Origin of the sequence: Pseudoalteromonas sp. NZS11_1, from assembly GCF_015864275.1 — a bacterium.
Classification (GTDB): domain Bacteria; phylum Pseudomonadota; class Gammaproteobacteria; order Enterobacterales; family Alteromonadaceae; genus Pseudoalteromonas; species Pseudoalteromonas arctica.
Genome location: NZ_JADYXK010000021.1, coordinates 1 through 22,922 on the forward strand (window position 1 = coordinate 1; position 22,922 = coordinate 22,922).

Genomic DNA, 22,922 nt, shown 5'->3' on the forward strand with positions numbered 1-22,922 from the left:
ATATCGCCTTTAATCAATTAAAGGCAGAAACCAGTTTTAGTAAAGGTATGCCAGCAAAGCAGAAGAAAGCGATGCGCAGTATAGCTTATCTTGAAAAGGTATTGAATTTATAGTGTTTTTTCATGCTCTTGCCCTGCCAATTCCTTTAACTTGCGATAAATCACTGACACTTTTAAATTCGCCGTTTTCTTCACGATAATCCACAATTGCCTGCGCTTTTTTCTTACCTATACCCGGTAGCTTAGCAAGCATATCTGCATCAGCATTATTTATACTAATTGTCTCAACTTGAGGCATTTGCTTAGTTACTTCCGATAGTTGTGCATATACGGTAGTTGCAGGTAGTAAGCATAATAAGCTTATTATGAATAAATTTTTTAACGTTTTCATCAAACTTGTCCCTATTCTTCTTTTCTTAATTTTGAATGTTGCTCAGGAAAACCAAAAAGTAAGGAACTGAAATGCTCATCACTTAAAGTGTACCTAAACGCATTATCACTATGATCCGAAATCCTGAAAATGCAGCTGGTACAACAAAGTGATTGCTTAACTAAAGTAAAGTTACCGTTTTTTGTCAAATTTAAGACACCTAAAATTAATACTTCGCGCTTGCAAATTCACGCCCAAACCATTACTGTACATAAAAACAGTAATCTAATGGTTTTTACAAACCACGGTGCCAAGCAATTTTGCAGGAGAAATCATGGCTGTTGTTGTTAAATATGTTGTAGAACGAAACGGAGTCGAGCGTATGACGTTTACTACCAAAAAAGAAGCTGATGCTTATGACAAGATGCTCGATATAGCAGAATCACTTGAGCTAATGCTAGAAAAGGTAGACGTACCGCTTAGTGAGCAACAAATTGAATCACTTGCTTTAGAAATAGCGAAAAGCAAAGATGACTTTATGACCATATTAAAGGGCGGCAAAGATCCAGTTGTTACCAAAGCGCCAGCAAAAAGTAAAAAGTCAGATAACGTTGCGTCAATTGAAGATAACAACGATAAAAAAGCAAGTTAACTCGTAGATTGTCCTCTCCTCGGACGGGACAAACTAAATAAAAAAGGGAGCAACTTAGTTGCTCCCTTTTTTATTATACCAATTCGCTTAATTAAGTGATCTATTTTGAGGGTGGAAAAACGTGTTGATAGCTAGGCAAAAAATTTGATATTTAGTTGTTCTAAATGATAATTTTTTAACGCCGGTAGCAACACGTTTAGCACCGCAAAATGATTAAGTATTATCGCGGATTGGTATTACTTACTACTCATTTTAAAATGAATAGTAATTGCTATTTAAAGCTCTTTTTCTACTTCATCAAATAAAGCAGTGATATTTTGCTCTGGCTCTTTTGTTACTAAGCTAACAACAACAATTGCGATACTCGCTAAAATAAAGCCAGGTACTATTTCATACATGAAGCTACTTAAACTTTCACCATTAATAGTAAACGGACCATAAATCCAAACAAGCACTGTAAACGCACCTACTAACATACCAGATAAGGCGCCAGCAAAATTCATACGTTTCCAATAAAGGCTAAACAATACAAGTGGTCCAAAAGCAGCACCAAAGCCTGCCCATGCATTACTTACTAGGTCTAAAATAGAGCTATCTCTATCGTACGCTAAATAAATTGCAAACAGGGCAACAAATGCAACGCTAATTCGACCAACAGTAACTAATTCAAAGTCGCTAGCATCTTTACGTAAAAATGTTTTATATAAATCTTCAGTCAATGAACTTGAGCTTACTAGCAATTGCGATGAGATAGTACTCATGATAGCAGCCAAAATTGCAGCTAGTAAAAAGCCAGCAATAAGTGGATGGAACAATAACTCAGAAAGAATTAGGAAAATCGTTTCAGGATCTTCAACTACAATATTATTCTCATAAGTATAAGCAGCACCAAATATACCAGTACCAACAGCACCAAGGGCAGCAACAATCATCCATGTCATACCAATACGGCGAGCTTTAGGCATATCCTTAACACTACGTACCGACATAAAACGAACGATGATATGTGGTTGACCAAAATAACCTAAACCCCATGCCATTGCAGAAATAATACCTAATGCAGAGCCTGCTCCAATCCAGTTAAGCATATCTGGATTTACACTATGTAAAGTAGATTCCAGAGGTTGTTCAAGTAAAGAGTATGCAACAGTAGGCACTAGAATCAGTGCGATGAACATAATACAACCTTGCACGAAATCAGTTAAGCTAACCGCTAAAAAACCACCAAACAAAGTGTATAAAACAACGACACCCGTTGTAATGTATAAACCCACTTCATAACTTAGACCAAATGAGCTTTCAAACAATTTTCCGCCGGCTACAACACCAGATGACGTGTAAAGAGTAAAGAAGACTATAATCACAACAGCTGATACAACACGTAATAAGTTTGACTTATCATTGAAGCGATTTGAGAAGTAATCTGGGATTGTTATAGAGTCATTTGCTTTTTCAGTGTACACACGTAATCTAGGTGCAACTAACAGGTAATTTAACCAAGCACCAATCACCAAACCAATTGCTATCCATGTACTACTAAAACCAGTAACAAACATCGCACCAGGTAGGCCCATTAAAATCCAGCCACTCATGTCAGATGCACCTGCAGATAGTGCAGCAACACTTGGTGATAGATTTCGTCCACCTAACATGTAACCTGATACATCGCCAGTAGATTGCTTATATGCATATAGTCCGATACCCAACATTACAACAAAATATAATGCTAGTGAAATAATCATTCCTGTTTCCAAATTAGCCTCCGCATAATTATTAATAACAGGCTCTTGATCCGAATATTGACTCTTAAAATATTATAATAAAGACACTATTAGGATAAAAACCATTCTCGCTGACTATATCATGCCTAACAATAAAATCTCCAACTTGTTGCTTCCAGCTGATACAAAAATACTCATGTTGAATAATTTTAAAGCGAATTGGTAAAATATAATAAATTAAATAGAAGAAACACCTTAATTTATAATGATAATTTATTAATCATGCAAATATACGTAATGCTATTTTGAATCTTTTGCCATATATTAATACAATACCCAATTACATCACTCTTACGGAACTGTTTATGTATTTTTACGCTGCACGTCAACCGATTTTAGATAGAGATAAAAAACTTATCGGTTATGAGCTTTTATTTCGTGATGGCGTTGATAACGTATTTCCCGATATAGATGGTGACGAAGCAACAACACGACTTATAGAGGGTAGCCAGTTTAATTTTGGTTTAGAAGATTTAACCGACAATAAACCTGCCTATATAAACTTCACCCTAGAAACACTATCAAAGGGTTACCCTACACTACTAGGTAAAGACACTATAGTTGTAGAAATACTTGAAACTATCCAGCCTGGTAAGCGTTTATTAGCTATCGTTAAAGATTTAAAAGATAAAGGTTACACTATTGCTCTTGATGACTATATTCATCAACCTGTATGGCGTCATTTTTACCCATTTATTGATATTATTAAAATAGACTTTTTAGCATCCGATATAGATACAATAAAAACGGTTCTAAACGATTTAAAACCGCACTCACATATTAAGTTACTTGCCGAAAAAGTAGAAACCTATGAAATTTACCAACAAGCTTTAGAGCTTGGGTTTGATTATTTCCAAGGATTTTTCTTCTCAAAACCTGAAATGGTACAAAGTAAGGCTCTACCACCATCAGAAATGGCATTAGCTGAATTACTTTACGAAACATCAAGTGTTGATATGGATCTTAAGAAAATCACTGATGTGTTTGAACGTGATGTAAACCTATCTTATAAATTACTTAGGTATTCAAATTCTGCCGCATTTGCAAGACGCGCAGAAATAAGTACCATTAAGCAAGCTCTTATAGTGCTTGGCGCCAATGAAATTAAAAAGCTATTGTCACTACTGTTTGCAGCACAAGTATCAGCAGATAAACCTGTAGAGCTAATTAGGCTATCGCTTACGCGCGCTCGATTTGCTGAATTGCTCGCTATATCCCATGGGCAGTTTAAAGATACCGGCATGGCATTTTTAACCGGTATGATGTCCCTAATGGATGCTATTTTAGATGAGAGTATGGAAAGCGTCATGAAAAAGCTTCCACTTTCTAATGATATAAAAGCAGCGCTATTAAACGATGAAGGCTTGCTAGCAAAATATTTAAACTTAGTTAAATACTACGAACAAGCAAACTGGTCAGCTGCAAACGAGCTAACGAAAGAGCTAAATCTAGGTGAAAAAGTTCCCGATGCCTATCATGAAGCGCTAGCTTGGGTTAATGAACAAATGCAGTTAGTAGTGAACGAAAAATAAACTACCTGAACTCTGGTTAAGATATTTACTAATATATTAAATCATAATGATATTTAAATTTATTTTTCTCTAGCCAGAGATTTTCAGTGAAAACAAGGCGAACTTACACGTCAATAGTTGGCCTATTGCAAGTAAATTCAACGTAGTTAGCGCTGAAAATAACTGCTCGAGATAGATTTATTAACCAGAGTTCAGGTTAAATATATGAACAGCAAATAAAAACGCCAGCATTTAGCTGGCGTTTTTGTGAGTGGCTTTTCAATTATAAACTTTCTAAAAAGTCTTCATCAAAATCAGCTGGCTCTTCTTTTATAGGTGGGTTGCCATCGTACAGCTCATAAATTTGACGCTGAAAGTAAATATCTTTTACAAATAAGTACGGATCAAGTGAATCATTTAATAGCCCTTCTTGAGGTATTAATGATGCACGAGCTTCTACCGCTTTTAAAACAAACACTAGAATAGTTTGTGGAGTCGTTAGCGCAACTTCAGGCAATACAAAGTTGTCGACTACATCACCGGTCAGGTTACGTGCTGTTGTAGGACCCATGCCAGGTAGCATTAAATAAGCGCCATCACCCACGCCCCAGACACCCAACGTTTGTCCAAAGTCTTCATCTACAATTTCAAGACCAAGTGAACTGGCAACATCAAAAATACCAAAAATACCAACCGTAGAGTTAACTAAAAAACGCGCTAAGCTCACACTTGCATTACCCGGCTTACCTTGCAAACCCGCATTAATCATATCCACAGGTGCCGTAATATTACCTGTGAAATTAACAATACCGTTTCTTACCGGTACAGGCGTTACTTCAACATAACCTACAGCAACTGGGCGCAATAAATAAGCATCCAGTACATCCATATTAAAGTCGTATAACGGACGATTAATACTTTGCAGCGGATCTCTGTCATCTACTTTGCTTTGTGGTACTTGAGCACACCCGGCTAGTATCAATAAACATAAAAAAGTAAAACGGTGTTTTAACATCTAACGTCCTTAAGGTATTAATGTATCAATTTGAAGTTGGTAGTCACTTACACTTTCACGCTTTAACGACTCTGAATGACCTTCTAGCTCACCAGAACTTGGCATAACCGAGTCATCTATAGAAATACGCGCCGAAATAATAATATTTTCTGCACTAGATAAGTTAAGCCCTGCAACCATTGCACTACTATCACTCAACTCAACTGTAATTGGAAATGAATATTTAGCGAGTTTAACAGCAGCTAATGGCATTGGCGAACCACTTGCTGCTTTTGCAAATATAAACAAGATACCGTCTTTTGGCTGTTTATCTATAAGCTCTTTTGCAATGTCGACTGTAACTGCAATAGCACCCGTTGTAGTAACTGGCATAACAGAGCCTTCCGTTTGCATTTGCTTCTCTATATCAGCGATACGCTCAGAGATCATGCTATAACGAGAATCATTTTTTTCCATACTAGCAAGTAAAACTTCAAATGCAGCTTTGGCTTGAGGCCAATCTTTACGTTCATAAGCAATGAGTGCTAATAACGAAATTGCATCTAAATTGGTAGGCTCAACTTTTAGTACTTTTGAGAGCATACCTGCCGCACGGGTCATATTAGCTTCGCTGCCTTCTAATAATAAAACTTGGCTATAACTAATAAGTACCTGCATATTATCAGGATTCATACGTAGTGCTTTATCAAATGACTGCTGCGCCATGTCAAATTCATTAAGCGACATAGCAACTCGTCCAAGTAGCATCCAAGCGACTTCATCATCACCTGAGCGGCTAAGCTTTGTACGAAGTGCCAATGCAAAAGCCTGCAGCTCATTTTGGCTAAGCGGCTCACCTTTTTGCATTACAGCACGCTCGCCGTAATCAGCTAAATTATCCATTGCATCATGCCAAGCCGAAATTTGCTGCTGACTACCCGTTAAACCATAAAAAACACCTGTTAGAGCAAGAACAAATGCGCCACCAGTTAAAGCAAAAATACGATTATTACCTTTGCTGTTTAGTGATTTTTCTGGTGATAACTCATTCAATAAGCGGCGTTTTAATTCAATAATTGATTCTGCATGATTTACGGTATCAATACGCTGATTATCTAAATCGGTTTGTAAATCAACTAAACGCTGCTCATAAATGCTAATTAGCTCAGCATTGGCGTTATGAGTAATTGTTTGAACGCGCTCTTTTTTTAAAAAAGGCAACATCACAAACCCAAGAGCAACCAGTGTGAGTAAAGCAAAACACGCCCACATTAAAATCATTTAACTTTGCTCCTGACGTTTATTTTGTTCAATTAGCTTAGCTAACAGCATTTCGTCGTCACTGCTCCACGTTTGTTTTACTGATGCTTTTCGCTGGCGAATAACAATAAAACCAAAGCCGACTATGACAATTAATACAGGTAATACCCAAAGTACTAAAGTCGCTGGTGTAACTGGTGGGTCGTAATGAACAAAATAGCCAAAGCGGTCAATCATGTAATCAATCACTTCGTCTTTGCTCTTACCTTCTTTAACCAATACGAGTACTTTATCGCGCAAGTCTTTAGCAACAACAGCGTCAGAGTCCGCAATGTTTTGATTTTGACACTTAGGACAGCGCAGCTCTTTAGTTAGCTCTTCAAACAATATCGCTTGTTTGTTGTTATCAAATTGATAGCGATCTTGCTCTGCAAACGCACTGATGCTTACAAAAAGGCTAAGCGTAAGTAGTAACCATTTCATTATTTAAGCTCCTGCATAATTGGCGCAAATTTAGCTCGCCATACTCGCGGGTTTATATCGCCCGTGTGATGCAACAAAATAGTGCCGTTTTTATCGACTAAAAATGTTTCAGGCGCACCCGAAACACCTAAATCCAACGACAAAGTACGATGTAAATCCAAGATATTAAATTGATATGGGTCACCCGCACGTTGCAGCATATCGCTCACTTCGGTGCGAAGTGATTGCATATCAAAAGGGCCATCAAAGTCGGCGTCGTAACCTTGTACGTAATAAAGCCCAATAATTTTAACGCCTTGCTCACGTAACTTAGTTAAATAACCAAGTTCAACTAAACATGTTGGGCACCAAGTACCCCATACATTTAGTAAGTAAACTTCGCCTTTTAAAGACTCGTTAGTCCACGGCTTATTGTCTTGCATTAAATCAGGTAGATTAAATGCTGGCATTTCTTGACCTAACCGACCCGTTTGAATTTCACGAGGATTAGCAAAAAGGCCTTGGTATAAAAATACACATACAAAAGCAAATACTAAAAGCGGCGCAATAGCTAAAATTTTACGGTTCATAAAACATTCTCCGATGCAGCTCTACGCGCTGTTTTAGTTGATGTGCGGTAGCGTTTATCAAATAAAATCATAAATCCAGCTAGGGAAATAAGCACACCACCAATCCACATCCAACGAACAAACGGTTTATGATAAATGCGAAGTGACCATGCACCTTGGCTCAACTGCTCACCTAACGCTAAGTATAAATCACGTGTAAAGCCTGCATCTATGGCCGCCTCGGTCATAAACTGCATACCAATATCATACTTACGTTTTTCGGCATGTAAGCGTGTTACTAGCTCATTGTTTTTAAGCACCGATACAACACCAGCATGACCACTGTAGTTCGGCCCGCGAATAGTTTTAACACCATCAAAACGGTATTCATACTCGTTAAGTTGAACTGTATCGCCTTGCTTCATCGATACGTCACGCTCAACTGAATACGCCGATGTAAGCGTTACACCCGCAATAACAAACGAAATACCAATATGCCCAAGCACCATAGCCCAGTAACTTACACCTAAGCGTTTTAAACCTTCTTTTAAGGTGCCGTGTACAGCAGATTTAGTATAAATGTCGATCCCAGTTGATATTGCAATCCAAACCGCAAGCGTAGTGGCTAGTAGCGTAAGTGGTTTTACTAAATCGTAACTTGAAAACAACCAAGCACAGGTAATCACTACACTGGCTAATACGCCCATTAATATTTTGTTTTGTAAGAAAGCCCATTTATTTTGCTTCCAGCGTAAAAATGGCCCTATCCCCATCAAAATAGCAAACGGCACTAAAATTATTGCAAACATCTTATTAAAAAACGGTTCGCCAATAGAAATACTGCCCAAGCCCATTTCTTTATGAACCATAGGTAATAAAGTACCCAGCAATACGATTAATGTAGCAACTACTAAAAATATATTATTGAGCCATAACGCCACTTCGCGTGATACAAACTTGTATCGACCTTCACTATGTACTTGCGATACACGCAGTGCATATAACGCTAAGCCACCACCTACAACTATGCCTAAAAAGGCGAGTATAAATAAGCCTCTATCAGGGTCTGTTGCAAAAGCATGTACCGATACAATAATACCCGAGCGCACAATAAATGTGCCTAATAAGCTCAATGAAAATGCTGCTATAGCAAGTAATACGGTCCACGATTTAAACACACCGCGTTTTTCAGTTACGCTTAACGAGTGCAGTAATGCGGTCGCAACAAGCCATGGCATTAATGATGCGTTTTCTACTGGATCCCAAAACCACCAGCCACCCCAGCCAAGTTCTGAGTATGCCCACCAGCTACCAATTGTAATACCTAGTGTTAAAAAGCCCCACGCAGTCATTGTCCACGGACGTGACCATTTAGCCCACGTGTTATCAAGCTTGCCAGTTAATAGCGCAGCAATAGCAAAAGAGAAAGCAACTGATAGCCCTACATAACCCATGTACAGTAATGGCGGGTGAATAATCATGCCCGGATCTTGAAGCAACGGATTTAAATCACGCCCTTCTACCGGGAAATAAGGAAGTAGGCGCTCAAACGGGCTTGAAAGTAGTAAGGTGTACATCATAAAACCTACACCTAAAAAACCAAGTACGCCCAATACGCGAGCACGTAGCACCCAAGGGAGTGATTTAGAACGCGCAGCAACAACGGCAGTCCAACCAGCTTGCATTACTAACCACAGTAAAATAGCGCCTTCATGGCCGCCCCATGTAGAGGTGATTTTGTAATACCAAGGTAGCGTACTACTTGAATGATATGCCACATACGATACGGTAAAATCATCCGTTACACTGGCGTAAATAAGTGCTGCAAAAGAGATTAAAACAAAAGCGAATTGCCCAATTGCTAAAGAGGGAGCTGCACGCATTAATCGAAGATTACCGGTATGCGCGCCCCAAAGAGGAAAAATACACAGTAAAACGCTTAGCACCATGGCAAGCGTTAAAGAAAAATAACCAATTTCTGGGATCATAGCTAATTACCACTATCTAAGTTGTATTTTGGTTTTTCGTGCTTAATACCTTTAACTGCCTCAGCAACTTCTGCTGGCATATATTCTTCGTCATGCTTTGCAAGCACTTCAAATGCTTCAATAACATTAGGTTCGATTAATACGCCCTGCGCTACAATGCCTTGCCCCTCACGAAACAAGTCTGGCAATATGCCTTGATAACGCACGGTCACTAATGGACCTGTATCAATTAGCTTAAAGCTTACTTGTAAGCTCTGTTCATTACGCTCAACCGTGCCTGGTACAACCATGCCACCAATACGTAGCTTTTGGCCAATGAATGGTTTTTCTTTATTAGGCCCTTTGCCATCAATAAGTTCGCTTGGTGTATAAAAAAGATTAATATTTTCTTGAAGTGCATAAAGCACTAAACCAATTGATCCACCAATACCAAACAGTACGGCAATAATTACCAATAGGCGCTTTTTACGTCTTGGATTCATGAGGCTTGTTCCTGTTTAGCTTTTTTAATTCGCGCTTCACGTATTATTTGTTGCTCAACTGAAGCCATAATACGTTTGGTATCTCTTAAAGAGTTCACTAAAATACCGAGTAAAATAAGAGCGCATGTACCAAAAGAAAGCCAGATATAAAACCCATAGCCTCCCATTGCAATAAAATCAGAAAAAGAGTCAAACTGCATAATTACCCCTTATTTAACAACAAACGCACCCACGGTCGGTGCTTTTCGCGTTGTAAAATTTCATTTTTAAGACGAATTAAAGTCACTGTTCCTACAAAAGCAGCAAAGGCTAAAATATTAACCATAAGTGGCCAAAACATACTTGGGTCTATTGCTTTAGTGTCTAGTTTTGTAATGCTTGCGCCTTGGTGTAGCGTATTCCACCACTCAACTGAGTAATGAATAATAGGTAAATTGATTACGCCCACAATAGCTAAAATAGAAGCCGCACGCCCTGCTGACTTCTTATCTTCAAATGCATGGTAAAGCGAAAGCACGCCAAGATATAAAAATAATAAAATAAGTTCAGACGTTAAACGCGCATCCCATACCCACCAAGCCCCCCACATAGGTTTACCCCATGCAGCGCCAGTAATAAGCGCTATAGCAGTAATACAAGCACCAACAGGCGCTATAGCAATAACGGCAAGTTCGGCATTTCGTAGTTGCCATACAAGCGCAACAACAGCTGCAATAGCCATTGATGAGTAAGCCCCCATAGACAAAATGGCAGAAGGAACATGAATAAAAATGATACGGTAGCTGTCTTTTTGTTGGTAATCGGCAGGTGCAAAACCAAGCCCCCATACCCATCCAACAATCATACTAACTACAGTAACTACGGCAAAATAAGGCAGTAACGTATTGCATAACTGGTATGCACGCTCTGCTTTAGCATAGGGATGTAACCACTTCCACATTAACTTACACTCACTTTTAAAGCTGACGATATGGCAATTGGTGCGCTAATAATAGCAATAAGTAACATTGCACCAAGGATGGCAAGCTGCCCACTATAATCCAGCGACATGGTGCTGGTATCGATAGCCGACGTTGCAAAAATCAAAACAGGAATATACAAAGGCAATACGAGTAAACTCATCAAAATCCCCCCTTTTTGTAATCCCACAGTAAGCCCTGCGCCTATTGCGCCAATAAAGCTCAATAGTGGAGTGCCTAATAATAATGTCAAAACAGTCGCTGTTAACGCCGTACTTTCTAGGTTTAACAACAATGCAAACAGCGGCGTCATTAATACAAGCGGCAAACCTGTTACCACCCAGTGAGCAGCCACTTTAGCAAGTACGGTTAACGATAACGGGTAAGACGATGCAATTAACTGCTCCAATGAGCCATCATTAAAATCATCTCTAAACAGCTTATCCAAGCCCAACATGGTAGAGAGTAATGCGGCAACCCAAATAATTCCCGGTGCCATTCTCGCTAGTAAACCAGGCTCAGGCCCGATTGCTAACGGAAATAATGAAATTACAATTAAGAAGAACAAAATAGGATTTACAATTTCAGCGCGCTGGCGAAACGCAAGTTTTACATCTTTGGTAAATACCGCACTAAATAGCAACCAATAAGAATGTTGACGAGTCATTAGTGACGATACTCCAGTGTAACCGTTTGCAAGTTACTAAAATGGGTCGTTAAATCTTGGTGGGTCGTTAACAAAATAGCTCCACCGTTTAGTAAGTGCTCGGTAAATCGCTGCTGTAAAAAGGCAACACCGCTTTTATCAAGCGCGGTAAATGGCTCATCAAGTACCCATAATTTAGCATCACTTAACCAAAGCCTGACCAAAGCTACACGTCTTTGTTGTCCAGCAGATAACATTCTAACCGGTACATCTTCAAGTCCGACAAGGCCAAGTTGCGCTAAAATGGGATACAAGTCAGGCTGGTTTATGTAGCCATTAATTTGTAACCAATGACGAACATTTTCAACTGCACTAAGCTGAGTATTTACACCTGTTTTGTGGCCTATAAAGAGTAGTTCTCTGGCATACTCTTCGTAATACTTAGATATAGGCTGTTCTTGAAATAAAACAGCTCCTTCATCAGGCACAGAAAAGCCTGCGATAATACGCAATAGCGATGTTTTACCAGCCCCATTAGGACCCGCTAATTGCATGATTTGACCGCTATTAAGGCTAAAATTAAGATCCGCAAACAAACAACGATCTTGCTTGATGCAGGTGACGGACTTAATGTGTAACAAGATGACGATTCTCTCTGCCAAAAATTAGGCGTTAGTCTACCATAATGATAGGGTAATACGAATATTGCTTTAAAATCGATTCACTTAAAATAGAGAAAACTTGATTTAAAATAATGAATACGCCAACGCAAATAACATTATCTAATTCATTGGTTATCAATCAATCGACAAACCCTCAAACCAATGAGTTATCGCAATTACCTAATGAGGTACTTGCGGCTAAAAACATTCAATTTTCGAAAGACTCGATTACGCTTGATGTATTTATTGATAAACATTGGCAAACATTAAGACTTGGCACTACAAGCGCACCTCAAAATTTACAAAAGATAGCCAGTGCTAACATACAACTTAGTCCCGATGGCAAACAGCTCAACATCACGCCAAACACTACAACCCTTACTTTAAATCAACCAGTACAATTACAGCGTTTATTAAATTATGTAAGCACGGGCACTGAGGTACAAAGCAAACCAATGGATTTACAAGTGGTTATGTCCCCTACCCCAAAATTAGTAATTGATAAACTTAACGCCAGTATTGCCATAAATAAAGACGTAGCGCAGTTACTTTTAACCGAGCAGCCTTTAAAAGTAGTTGTTAGCACGACTAACAAAGGCGCACAGCTTAATGTTATTAATCGCTTTGCAGATACAATTCATACGCAACCACTTAGCCAAACTAAACTTACTAAATTACTCGTGGCCTTATTACCTAGTGCGCAACTTCAAGCAACACCTAAACTAGCTATTTTGACTCATCCTCAAAAGACAGGTTCGTTTACGACGCCTATTACTAATCAACAAGTTAGTGAGCTACCTAGCACGCCCATTAAGGTAAATTTAATAAATCAGGCTGATAAATTACTTATTAAAACCGATACTAATAATATAAAAGTGACGCTTAATAACTCATTTTCTAAACCGTTTAACGAGTTACTTTTAGCTCAAAAAAGCAGTGTTCCTGAAATACCTTTTTCTGCATCCACTATTAAAGCAAGCCCACTGCTTACACCTGATAGCCCAATAAAGTCGTGGCTACAAAATAGCTTTAGTGATTTAAAAACGCGAATTAATGATGCAGTTAAATATTTTGAAAGTAAGCCCTTTGCAGCAGCAAATAAATCTGAGTTAATGCCGCCGTCTGGATCATCTGTGATACAAAGGCCGAGCTTAGTTATGCAATTAACAGTATCACCGTTAAATAGAGTGAACATTACCCAAAATGTAAGTACTGCGTTAAATAGTAATACGAGCAATACTTTACCAGAGCACTTTTCAAGACTTCCGCCACTTGTACAATTAACTCAGCAAATAAAAGGAAGTGTTAGTGTTTGGCAATCATCTACAAATATAACAACAGCTAACACGCCAACGCCAACGCCAACGCCAAATAATATTACTCAAAATGGAGTGGCGAGCGCTAAGCCAAGTAATTTAAACGCGAGTCAATTGAGTGCTCTGAATATTAGTACTAACAGTAAAGTTGATACGTTAATTAAGCCTACAAGTGAAATTGTTACTAAAGGGCAAATAACCTCTTCAGTGCAACCAGTAATAAACGGCAACAATCAAAACAGTGCAAACTCAGCCTCGATTAAAAACATGCTCCCATTAGCAGAGCCGTTATCTAATATTGCCTCTCGTAGTCAAATGCTACAACCAATAGAAGCAAAGCTATTAAGCACACTATTAAAGCTTCCTGATACCACAATCCCTACGGATAGAGTAGCTGGTAACAAACAGCTTTTAAGTAGTCAAATTACTGACATTACAAATAGAGCAACAAAAGAAACGCCCGATTTAACTCGCTTAATTAACCAAGCATTTAATCGCATGGTCTCAAGTAATAATATTAACCCTGCGACCATACGGCGTGAAGTATTAGCCACCTTACAACCATCTCAATTAACGGGTGATATACTACAAAGTAGCTTCACTAAAGGACTTGAACAAGTTGCAGTGAGTATTTTAGCAGCCCCTATAATTAGCCAATCAGTAACACCGATAAACTTTAATAACCAAACTGGCTTAGATGCACTTTTACAAGTACTCATACCTACTTTTAAAACAGGAAACGCGGGAGCAAAAATACTTGAGCAACTGCAGCAAGCTCAAGTTCAAGCATTGGCTAGCGAAATCGTACAAGTTAAAAACACACTTACCCAAGTAAGTGTTTCAACACCAAATCAACAACCAGACACAAACCCGCTTGCACAATTTTTATTACCAATGAAATTGCCGCCTGAGGCCGCCCAAACAGAAATAACATTGGGGCAGTATAAAAAGCCAAGCGCAGATAAATTAGAAGATAAAAATGTATGGTTTGTCAGGTTAAACTTTGATTATGCACAGATTGGGCAGTTACAGATTACCGCTGAGTTAATGGATAAAGCACTCGATTGCCAGCTATTAGCCTCAAGCCAAGAAGTAAGCGCAATTGCTCACCCTCACTTAGATAATTTAAGATCCAAACTAGCTAAGCATGGTTTACAGGTTGGAGAGCTCAACTTAAAGCGAGGCGATGCAAATAATCAGGCATTTTATAAATCTCATGCAATTATTAATATTAAGGTTTAGTAATGAGTGATACACCTATTAATAAGTCAGCCATTGGGCTTTTATACGAAGCTGGCAACACCCCCACTGTAAGCGTAAAAGGGTTTGGTGAGTTAGCTGACGAAATAATTGCAGCGGCAAAATTAAAAGGAATTATGATCCACGAAGATGCAGCGCTTGCTAAAACGTTGTCGCATTTAAGCTTAGGGGAAGAAATCCCTAAAGAGCTTTATTATGTAATTGCAGAGCTTATTGCGTTTTCGTATGTATTAAGAGGTCAATTTCCGCCAGGCTGGCAAGACTTTCAAGGTAAGTTAAATATTAAAGCGTGAGATTATTTACACGCTTATAACTAAAAAGGCGCTAAGCGCCTTTTTGTTTATGTAGTGAAAATAGTAATTCGGCTTCTGCTCGCGGTAATTCGCATTCGCGTATCACCTCATCGAGGTCCGCACCTAACTCAACCATTTTTACTGCACGGGAGTAAATTTTAGCATCAGGGTCATCGTATTTCTGCGCAGCTTGTTGTTGTATTAAATCTTGATTTTGTTGCTCAACCTCAAGCACTCGCTTACCAATACTTAAAAGCCCTGTTCTAAGCTCTGAAATTTCACTTCGCAAAATATGAGTTTGCTCTGAGCTATCTTTAAGCTGCTGTAATACAGCATTAACTTCATTCACTTGTTTGTTTTTTAATGCAATTATTAGCGCAAGCGATATAAGTCCTACCGCTAACGCTGATATGGCTATACTAAGTAACAGCATAATTTATTTGGTAAAGCTTATATATCGCTTAACTCATCCCATTCATCATCGCTGAGTAACTTGTTTAAATCGACTAAAATCAGTAGCTCATTATCACGATTACAAACGCCTTGAATAAACTTAGCACTTTCTTCAGTACCAACATTTGGTGCACTATCGATCTCAGAGCTGCGTAAATAAACGACTTCAGATACGCTGTCGGCTAAAATGCCGATAACTTGCTCTTCAGCTTCAATAATTAATATACGAGAATTATCGGTTGCATCAGCAGCTAACAAACCAAAACGTGCACGAGTATCAATAACAGTTACAACGTTACCGCGTAAGTTAATAATACCAATAACGTAAGAAGGTGCACCTGGTACAGGGGCTATCTCTGTATAACGAAGTATTTCTTGTACTTGCATTACATTTACGCCGTAGGTTTCTTCCTCTAGCTTAAACGTAACCCACTGTAAAATTTCATCATTATTATCTGCGTTTTTATTTGCTGACAGTAATTTATCTTGATTCATGCTATTACCCCGTAATGGTCATTACTACTGACGGCTATCTAAGCCTTTCTCTAATAATATATTTAAATTATCTACATCTATTAAAGCACACATTTTTTCTTTTATAACACCAGCAAGCCATGGGCGCTTACTTTTATTTGTACGCCATTTTACATCTTCTTTACTCAATGTAATGTTATTTATCAACTTTTCAGCTAATAAGCCCCACTGGCTATCACCTAAGGTAATTAAATACTGATAATCTAAAGACGCCTCTAATTTATCATCATACTTTTCTGGCATTACCCAACGAGCAGTATCAACAACATTAAGCTTTTCTTCTCTGTTGAGCATAACGCCTTTAAACCACTTTGGCTTACCAAATAAATGATTTACTTCACCTAGTTGATGTATACCGCCTAATGCTTTTAATGGCACAGCCAATGTTAAACCAGCAACTTCAAAAAATAATGCCTGAAATTCACCATCAAAATAGTCAGATTGGCTAGTGGTTATAATCTGTGGTTCTGGTTCTTCTGTAATCGTACTTATCGGCTCTATTACTTCATCGTCAATGGCTTTATTAACTTTTTCGGCTTCAAAAATAGGTTCAACTATTGGCTTAATTTCAGAATTAAGTAAGTCTTGATCAAATATTTTTTCTGCCGCTTTTATCTGTTCTTTTGGTTTTAAATGAATATGTTCTTGCTGCGAGTCATGTGGCATTTGCTCAAGTAATTTTGCGACTGGCTCAAGGTTATCTACAGGCTCGTCTTCACATAACAAAGCCCCTAGGTATTGTTTCATTACTTTTTCATTAGCAAATAATTGCTTACTCATTCATTAACCTTGTTCAATTAAATATTCTAGCAGTGCTTTATATGCGTATACACCACGCGAACGAGGACAATACTCTACAGGCACTTTTTGCGCAAAGCTTGCATCTCTAAATTTAGTATCTACCGGTATCACACCTGGCCAGACTTTATCACCATACGTACTTTGCAGTGTTTTATATGCTTCTAACGATGCTTTAGTACGTTTATCATACATAGTAGGGATTATAGTATATTGATAATCTTTCGCTTGAGAGGTTTGCATTAATTCCATAGTGCGCATCATTCTATCAAGCCCTTTCAGTGCTAAAAATTCCGTTTGCACTGGCACTAAAATTCGCTCACTTGCTGCAAGCGCATTAACCATTAACACCCCTAAAACTGGGGGGCAATCTAAAATGGCATAATCGTAATGTTCACTGATTTTTGCAAGCGCTTTTTTTAGTATTAATCCCATACCTGTTTTATTACCCATGCTTCTATCAAGCGTGGCTATCGCCATTGTTGCGGGTAAAATATCTAGGTTTTCAAGTGTTGATGGGCATAAAGCTTGCAGTATCTCTTCACTTTGCATGCTCGTGCCACGCGCAAAAATATCATATACGCTGACTTCCAAATCTTCTGAGTCAATGCCAAAGTAATAAGTGAGTGATGCATGAGGGTCTGTATCAATAAGCAACACACGCTTACCCTGCAAAGCTAAAATACCAGCAAGGCTCACTGCTGTTGTTGTTTTACCAACACCACCTTTTTGATTTGCGACAGTCCAAATCTTCACATTACATCCTAATTACTGTTCATTGCGCGTTGTTATGCGAATACCACCATGAGGCAAACGAATTATTTTTATTGTATCGTCATCTGAAGGGAGCTCAATTTCAGGCTCTTCCGCTACTGGCTTAACAGCTTGTTCATCACCTTTAATGTCTTGTATTGGCGGTAAACCATACTTAGAAAGTGCAATAACAACTTTACGATTTTCTGCTCGCCCTTGTTCTGTATCGTTACTTACAAAAGGTGAATATTGACCATAACCTTCTATCGCCATTCTGGCAGAATTAATACCTAATGCTTCCAACTCTACTAAAATAGATGTTGCTCTAGCAACCGAGAGTTCCCAATTTGAGCGAAATATTTCATTGCGAATACTTTCATCATCAGTATAGCCACGCACCCTAATATAGTTATCTACTGGAGCAATAATATCTTTAACAATTTTGACGACTTGCTTTGCCCTAGAGTGTGCAACTGAGCTACCACTTGAAAATAACATACCTGAGCTTAGCTCTATAATCAGCCAATCTTGATTAAGCTCTAAACTGGCTTCTCCATCACGAATTTCATCAATGAGCGCTGACTGCAGCTTAGCAAGTAAGCTATCGAGTGGTTTTCCTAAATATTTTTGTTGTATGTTACTTGTATCACTTTGACCGTCGAGTAACTCTGGACCTTGTTCTTCTTTTAAAATACTTTCACCATAAAGAACTTCTTGTTCAGGTGTCACTCTATCAGTCAATATTCCATTACCATTGACGCCCTCACCTTGCTGGGAGTGCTGGCGGGCAGATTTATCAAAAACGTGTTCAAGGGAGTCTGACAATATTTGAAATTGTTCTTCTTTGTTGATCGCTATCGCATACAGCACCACAAAAAAAGCAAACATAATGGTCATGTAATCGGCATACGATACAAGCCAACGCTCTGTATGTTGACTTTTAGGAGCAGAGTGACGAAGTCGTCGGCGTAGCATGTTATTCGTCCACTAAATTAGGACGCTCTACACGGTAGGCTTCAAGCTTTAATTCTATATTTACTGGGCTTTCGCCAACGCTTATCGCAATCACACCTTCGGCAAGCATTTCATGGTAAAGCATTTTTTGCTCTACACGCTGTTTTAACTTATTTGCCATAGGTAAAAACAATAAATTAGCTAAACCAACACCATAAATGGTCGCGATAAATGCCGTTGCAACGCCTGCACCAAGCATTTGTGGATCGGTAATAAACGACATTGCCTGTATTAAACCAAGCACAGCACCTAAAATACCAATGGTAGGACTGTAGCCCCCCATCGCTTCATAAACACGTGCGGCTTCAAGCAAGCGATCGCGTTCTAGCAGTAAATCAATTTCAAGCGTGTCACGTAGTTTTTGCTCTGAGCAGCCATCTACAAGCAAGCTTAAACCTTTTGCTGCATATGCATCTGGGTGAGCTAGCGCTTCGTTTTCAAGCGCTAAGTAACCTTCTTGACGTGCCTTATGAGACCATCGCTTAACTTGCTCTATTGCATCTTCAATATCATATTGTGGCGCAACAAAGACCCAAGAGCTCATATTTAGCATTTTTTTAAAGGTACTTGCTGATGTTTGCAACATAACAGCACCAAGCGTGCCGCCTAATACAATAATAAGGGCAGGACCATTAAATAAAGCAGAAACAACGCCGCCTTCTAAAGAGTAACCTAAACCTATTGCACCCAGTGCTACAAATAGTCCAAATATTGAGAGTTTATCCACAACCTACCTCTCTCTTGATACGTGCTGCAACATCGCTTAATGCTAAACTTTCACTCGAAAGCCCCGCATTAGCAATGGCTTGAGGCATTCCATAAACAACACAGCTTTTTTCATCCTGTGCCCAAATGGTTGCACCCGTTTGTTTTAACATTCTTGCACCGTCACGTCCATCAGCGCCCATGCCTGTTAAAACGATAGCAAGCACATCGCCTTGATACGTTTTTGCTGCACTGGCAAAAGTTACATCTACACTCGGTTTATAACTTATTCTCTCGCTATGATCTTCAAATACGCGCAGAGTTCTATTTGCACCACGCCCTTCTACCATCATCTGCTGTCCGCCAGGCGCTAGATAAGCAGTTCCTGGTTGTAAGCGGTCACCTTGTTGCGCTTCTTTCACTTTTATTTGGCACAGACCATTTAAACGTGCCGCAAATGCAGGTGTAAAAGCCGCAGGCATATGCTGAATAAGCAAAATAGGGTGAGGGAAATTAGCTGGCAATTGAGTCAGTATAGTTTGTAGTGCAACAGGGCCACCTGTAGAAGTGCCAATAGCTACAAGCTGGTATTGCTTTCCACTTGCTCGCATTGAGGCAACATTAGAATCTGACGGTGTTGTAGGGGCTGCTCTTTGAAAGCTTCTATCGGGTTGTTTTATCGAAGGCGTTAGTGTGTTTGTTCTTTGCGAAAGTGAGCTTGTTATCGGTTTACTTGATATTACTGGCTTAGGTGGTGTTGCAGCTTTAAACGTTCGCGGTAAACGTCTTCGCCCTATATCTTTCACTTTATTTTGTAAAAGCTTTATAGCGTCTTCATTATTGCGAGCGATGTCTTCAAATTTTTTCGGTAAAAAATCCATTGCTCCAGCATCTAGCGCATCAAACGTTGCTGTTGCGCCATCACGTGTTAGTGATGAAAACATTAAGATAGGCGTTGGATTACTCGCCATTATCTCTTTAACTGCGCTAATACCATCAAGCACAGGCATTTCGACATCCATAGTGATCATATCTGGACGTAGCTGAGCTGCTTTTTCAACAGCTTCTCTGCCATTCACAGCAAAGCCTATAACTTGTATGTCGCTATCTTGCTCAAGAATTTCGCTTACCCTGCGGCGAAAAAAGCTTGAATCATCAACAACTAAAACTTTAACGGCCATTTAGCTCTCTTATTAAATTTATGCGTAGGTATATATTAAATATATACCTACTTTATTATTAGCCTGCGTAATGTTTTAACATGTTTGGAACGTCTAAAATCAGTGCAATGCCACCATCCGAAGTTATTGTAGCACCTGCCATACCTGGTGTTCCTTGAAGTAACGCATCAAGCGGCTTAATCACAACTTCTTCTTGGCCAATTAATGAGTCAACAACAAAACCAATTTGCTGCGTACCAATTTGCACAATAACTACATGGCCTTTTGCTTTTCGCTGTGAACGATCTGAGCCTTTAACTAACCAGTGCTCGAGGTAGAATAACGGTATTGCCTTTTTACGCACAATAATTGTTAATTGCCCATCAACCACATTTGTTTTCGTTAAATCTAAGTTGAATATTTCACTAACACCTGCAAGTGGTAACGCAAATGTTTGTGCGCCAACAATTACCATTAAGGTCGGTAATATGGCTAAGGTAAGTGGTACTTTTATCTCTAAAATAGTACCTACACCTAACTCAGATTGAATACTTACAGAGCCGTTTAATTGGGTGATTTTAGTTTTCACCACATCCATTCCAACACCACGACCTGAAATATCAGATATCTCTTCTTTTGTAGAAAAGCCAGGTGCAAAAATGAGGTTATATGCTTCAGTGTCAGAAAGTCGACTCGCTTGATCGTGATCGAGTACGCCTTTACTAATTGCTATTTTTTTCAGTTTCTCAGCATCCATACCAGCGCCATCATCTTTAATGGTCAACAAAATATGGTCGCCTTCCTGAGACGCTGATAAAGTAACATTACCTGTTCTAGGTTTACCTGCAGCCTCACGAACAGCTGGCATTTCAATACCGTGGTCAACTGAGTTTCGAACTAAATGCACAAGCGGATCAGCTAGTGCTTCCACTAAGTTTTTATCTAAATCGGTTTCTTCACCTACAAGTTGTAAGTCAATGTCTTTGTTTAAGCTGCGTGCTAAATCGCGTACTACGCGAGGGAAACGACCAAATACCTTTTTAATTGGTTGCATTCGTGTTTGCATAACCGCGCCTTGAATATCAGCAGTCACTACATCTAAGTTAGAGATTGCTTTACCCATTGCCTCACTGTCTGAGTTGGTCGCTAAACTAACCAAACGATTTCGCACAAGTACTAACTCACCAACCATATTCATAATTTGGTCAAGTCGTTTTGTATCTACGCGAACTGTCGTCTCTGCTGCTGGTGGCGCTGATTTTTTAGGCGTTGCTGGCGCTGCTTTAGCAACCGGTTTTTCTACCGGTTTAGAAACGGGTGCTTTTACAGGTTCTGGTTTTTTTACAGGCACACTCGCTTTTGCAGCTGGTTTAGCTGGAATATTGGGCTGTTTCACAGCAGGAGTGCTTTCTATTGATTTAGGTGCAGTGCCTTTACCATGAAGTTCATCAAGAAGCGCTTCAAATTCATCATCACTAATTTCATCATCTGATGAATTAGCAGTATTTGACGCTGGTTTAGCTGGTTCTACAGGTGCTTTAACTGCACTACTTTGCTCAGGTGCTTTACTCGCAACCTCACCAAAACTGCCAACTCCATGTAACTCGTCTAATAAGCTGTCAAATTCATCATCAGTAATATCACCATTAAAATCACTACTACTTGCTACTGGCTTTTCAACTGCAGGACCTTGTCCTTTACCGTGTAGTTCATCAAGTAAGTTTTCAAATTCATCTTCAGTGATTTCGTTTATTTCAGCATCACTAACCGAAGGAGTTCCGCTAAACATTTCATCAAATGCAAATGGATCTTCCTCATCAGCTATTGGCGTATCAACTACTTCATCAAGAGGTTGTTCAACGTCAGTTTCTGAAGCGACTCCGTTAAGCTCGGCTTCTGTTGGAGGTAGGCCCAAAATGTGGAGGGTTTGAAGTAACTCAGGATCTGCTGGTTCTGGCTTATCCCTATTTTGGATAGTCGCGAACATTTCATTAATGGTGTCGAGCGCTTGTAAAATAACATCCATTAACTCTGAATTGACCGTTCGCACGCCTTGACGTAGTAAATCAAATACGTTTTCAGCGCCGTGGCAAGCATCAACAAGTTCTGTCATAGCTAAAAAGCCTGCACCACCTTTTACAGTGTGAAAGCCTCTAAATATGGCATTTAGTAACTCGGTATCTTCTGGATTATTTTCCAGTTCAACTAACTGTTCAGATAAAAGCTCTAGGATTTCTCCTGCCTCTACAAGAAAGTCTTGTAAAATATCTTCATCGACTTCAAACATGCAGTTACTCTCCT

General features: G+C 39.2%; 24 protein-coding genes. 4 read left to right on the forward strand and 20 right to left on the reverse strand.

Features of this window, described 5'->3' with window-relative positions; translation table 11 throughout:
* Positions 1 to 120: 120 nt before the first annotated feature.
* Entirely contained in the window at positions 121 to 390 is a 270-nt protein-coding gene (locus tag I6F44_RS14235; RefSeq protein WP_197174026.1) for a ComEA family DNA-binding protein, read from the reverse strand.
* 313 nt (positions 391 to 703) lie between these two features.
* Between I6F44_RS14235 and I6F44_RS14240 the strand changes: the two genes are divergently transcribed.
* Complete coding sequence (locus I6F44_RS14240; protein ID WP_007584105.1) at positions 704 to 1,021, forward strand: YebG family protein; 318 nt, start codon at positions 704 to 706, stop codon at positions 1,019 to 1,021.
* Between the two features lie 275 nt (positions 1,022 to 1,296).
* On the opposite strand, the gene putP is transcribed toward I6F44_RS14240, so the two are convergent.
* Positions 1,297 to 2,775, reverse strand: coding sequence for a sodium/proline symporter PutP (gene putP, locus I6F44_RS14245; protein WP_101217622.1), 1,479 nt, complete (start codon positions 2,773 to 2,775; stop codon positions 1,297 to 1,299).
* 332 nt (positions 2,776 to 3,107) lie between these two features.
* On the opposite strand from putP, the gene I6F44_RS14250 reads away from it, so the two are divergent.
* The gene (locus I6F44_RS14250) at positions 3,108 to 4,334 is read left to right on the forward strand and encodes an EAL and HDOD domain-containing protein (protein WP_007584100.1); all 1,227 of its coding nucleotides are present in this window, start codon (positions 3,108 to 3,110) and stop codon (positions 4,332 to 4,334) included.
* A 262-nt stretch (positions 4,335 to 4,596) separates the two neighbouring features.
* Here the strand turns inward: I6F44_RS14250 and I6F44_RS14255 are convergent, their stop codons facing one another.
* Genes I6F44_RS14255 through ccmA form a run of 10 tightly spaced genes read right to left on the reverse strand, consistent with a single transcriptional unit; the run spans position 4,597 to position 12,314 of the window.
* Complete coding sequence (locus I6F44_RS14255) at positions 4,597 to 5,328, reverse strand: MlaA family lipoprotein (RefSeq protein ID WP_197174027.1); 732 nt, start codon at positions 5,326 to 5,328, stop codon at positions 4,597 to 4,599.
* 9 nt (positions 5,329 to 5,337) lie between these two features.
* Positions 5,338 to 6,588 (reverse strand): c-type cytochrome biogenesis protein CcmI, encoded by a 1,251-nt coding sequence (ccmI, locus tag I6F44_RS14260; RefSeq protein ID WP_010553888.1) that lies wholly within the window; start codon positions 6,586 to 6,588, stop codon positions 5,338 to 5,340.
* Positions 6,589 to 7,050, reverse strand: a complete 462-nt coding sequence (locus I6F44_RS14265; RefSeq protein WP_007585854.1) for a cytochrome c-type biogenesis protein — start codon at positions 7,048 to 7,050, stop codon at positions 6,589 to 6,591. It lies immediately after the preceding gene.
* Complete coding sequence (locus I6F44_RS14270) at positions 7,050 to 7,619, reverse strand: redoxin family protein (protein WP_007585852.1); 570 nt, start codon at positions 7,617 to 7,619, stop codon at positions 7,050 to 7,052. Before I6F44_RS14270 ends, I6F44_RS14265 begins: the two co-directional genes overlap by 1 nt.
* The gene (locus I6F44_RS14275) at positions 7,616 to 9,586 is read right to left on the reverse strand and encodes a heme lyase CcmF/NrfE family subunit (protein ID WP_010553889.1); all 1,971 of its coding nucleotides are present in this window, start codon (positions 9,584 to 9,586) and stop codon (positions 7,616 to 7,618) included. Before I6F44_RS14275 ends, I6F44_RS14270 begins: the two co-directional genes overlap by 4 nt.
* Positions 9,587 to 9,588: 2 nt before the next feature.
* Positions 9,589 to 10,068, reverse strand: a complete 480-nt coding sequence (gene ccmE, locus I6F44_RS14280; protein WP_007585848.1) for a cytochrome c maturation protein CcmE — start codon at positions 10,066 to 10,068, stop codon at positions 9,589 to 9,591.
* Complete coding sequence (gene ccmD / locus I6F44_RS14285; RefSeq protein WP_007585846.1) at positions 10,065 to 10,268, reverse strand: heme exporter protein CcmD; 204 nt, start codon at positions 10,266 to 10,268, stop codon at positions 10,065 to 10,067. Before ccmD ends, ccmE begins: the two co-directional genes overlap by 4 nt.
* A 2-nt stretch (positions 10,269 to 10,270) precedes the next feature.
* Positions 10,271 to 11,008: a heme ABC transporter permease gene (locus I6F44_RS14290; protein ID WP_007585844.1), complete on the reverse strand. Its 738-nt coding sequence runs from the start codon at positions 11,006 to 11,008 to the stop codon at positions 10,271 to 10,273.
* A complete protein-coding gene (gene ccmB, locus I6F44_RS14295; RefSeq protein WP_002959286.1) occupies positions 11,008 to 11,694 on the reverse strand; it encodes a heme exporter protein CcmB in 687 nt (228 codons plus the stop codon). The genes I6F44_RS14290 and ccmB overlap by 1 nt, the downstream gene beginning before the upstream one ends.
* Positions 11,694 to 12,314, reverse strand: coding sequence for a cytochrome c biogenesis heme-transporting ATPase CcmA (gene ccmA / locus I6F44_RS14300; RefSeq protein WP_096058052.1), 621 nt, complete (start codon positions 12,312 to 12,314; stop codon positions 11,694 to 11,696). Before ccmA ends, ccmB begins: the two co-directional genes overlap by 1 nt.
* Positions 12,315 to 12,427: 113 nt before the next feature.
* Here ccmA and fliK point away from each other — a divergent pair, with 113 nt between their 5' ends.
* Together fliK and I6F44_RS14310 are read left to right on the forward strand one after the other, a co-directional pair.
* A complete protein-coding gene (fliK, locus tag I6F44_RS14305; RefSeq protein WP_197174028.1) occupies positions 12,428 to 14,893 on the forward strand; it encodes a flagellar hook-length control protein FliK in 2,466 nt (821 codons plus the stop codon).
* Positions 14,894 to 14,895: 2 nt separating this feature from the next.
* Positions 14,896 to 15,204 (forward strand): EscU/YscU/HrcU family type III secretion system export apparatus switch protein, encoded by a 309-nt coding sequence (locus I6F44_RS14310; RefSeq protein ID WP_024589934.1) that lies wholly within the window; start codon positions 14,896 to 14,898, stop codon positions 15,202 to 15,204.
* A gap of 31 nt (positions 15,205 to 15,235) precedes the next feature.
* Here I6F44_RS14310 and I6F44_RS14315 read toward each other — a convergent pair whose 3' ends face one another.
* The 8 genes from I6F44_RS14315 to I6F44_RS14350 are packed head-to-tail and all read right to left on the reverse strand — an operon-like array spanning position 15,236 to position 22,908.
* Positions 15,236 to 15,637, reverse strand: a complete 402-nt coding sequence (locus I6F44_RS14315) for a DUF2802 domain-containing protein (RefSeq protein ID WP_024589935.1) — start codon at positions 15,635 to 15,637, stop codon at positions 15,236 to 15,238.
* 17 nt (positions 15,638 to 15,654) lie between these two features.
* Positions 15,655 to 16,152 (reverse strand): chemotaxis protein CheW, encoded by a 498-nt coding sequence (locus I6F44_RS14320; RefSeq protein ID WP_002959294.1) that lies wholly within the window; start codon positions 16,150 to 16,152, stop codon positions 15,655 to 15,657.
* 24 nt (positions 16,153 to 16,176) lie between these two features.
* Positions 16,177 to 16,971 (reverse strand): chemotaxis protein CheW, encoded by a 795-nt coding sequence (locus I6F44_RS14325; protein WP_007585828.1) that lies wholly within the window; start codon positions 16,969 to 16,971, stop codon positions 16,177 to 16,179.
* Positions 16,972 to 16,974: 3 nt separating this feature from the next.
* Positions 16,975 to 17,745 carry a ParA family protein gene (locus I6F44_RS14330; RefSeq protein WP_007585827.1) on the reverse strand — a complete coding sequence of 257 codons (771 nt, stop codon included), beginning with the start codon at positions 17,743 to 17,745 and terminating at the stop codon, positions 16,975 to 16,977.
* 12 nt (positions 17,746 to 17,757) lie between these two features.
* Positions 17,758 to 18,717 (reverse strand): flagellar motor protein MotB, encoded by a 960-nt coding sequence (locus tag I6F44_RS14335; RefSeq protein WP_007585826.1) that lies wholly within the window; start codon positions 18,715 to 18,717, stop codon positions 17,758 to 17,760.
* Between the two features lies 1 nt (position 18,718).
* The gene (locus tag I6F44_RS14340; RefSeq protein ID WP_007585825.1) at positions 18,719 to 19,483 is read right to left on the reverse strand and encodes a flagellar motor protein; all 765 of its coding nucleotides are present in this window, start codon (positions 19,481 to 19,483) and stop codon (positions 18,719 to 18,721) included.
* The gene (locus I6F44_RS14345) at positions 19,476 to 20,642 is read right to left on the reverse strand and encodes a protein-glutamate methylesterase/protein-glutamine glutaminase (RefSeq protein ID WP_121953963.1); all 1,167 of its coding nucleotides are present in this window, start codon (positions 20,640 to 20,642) and stop codon (positions 19,476 to 19,478) included. Before I6F44_RS14345 ends, I6F44_RS14340 begins: the two co-directional genes overlap by 8 nt.
* Before the next feature lie 58 nt (positions 20,643 to 20,700).
* Positions 20,701 to 22,908: a chemotaxis protein CheA gene (locus I6F44_RS14350; RefSeq protein ID WP_007585817.1), complete on the reverse strand. Its 2,208-nt coding sequence runs from the start codon at positions 22,906 to 22,908 to the stop codon at positions 20,701 to 20,703.
* Positions 22,909 to 22,922 lie beyond the last annotated feature (14 nt).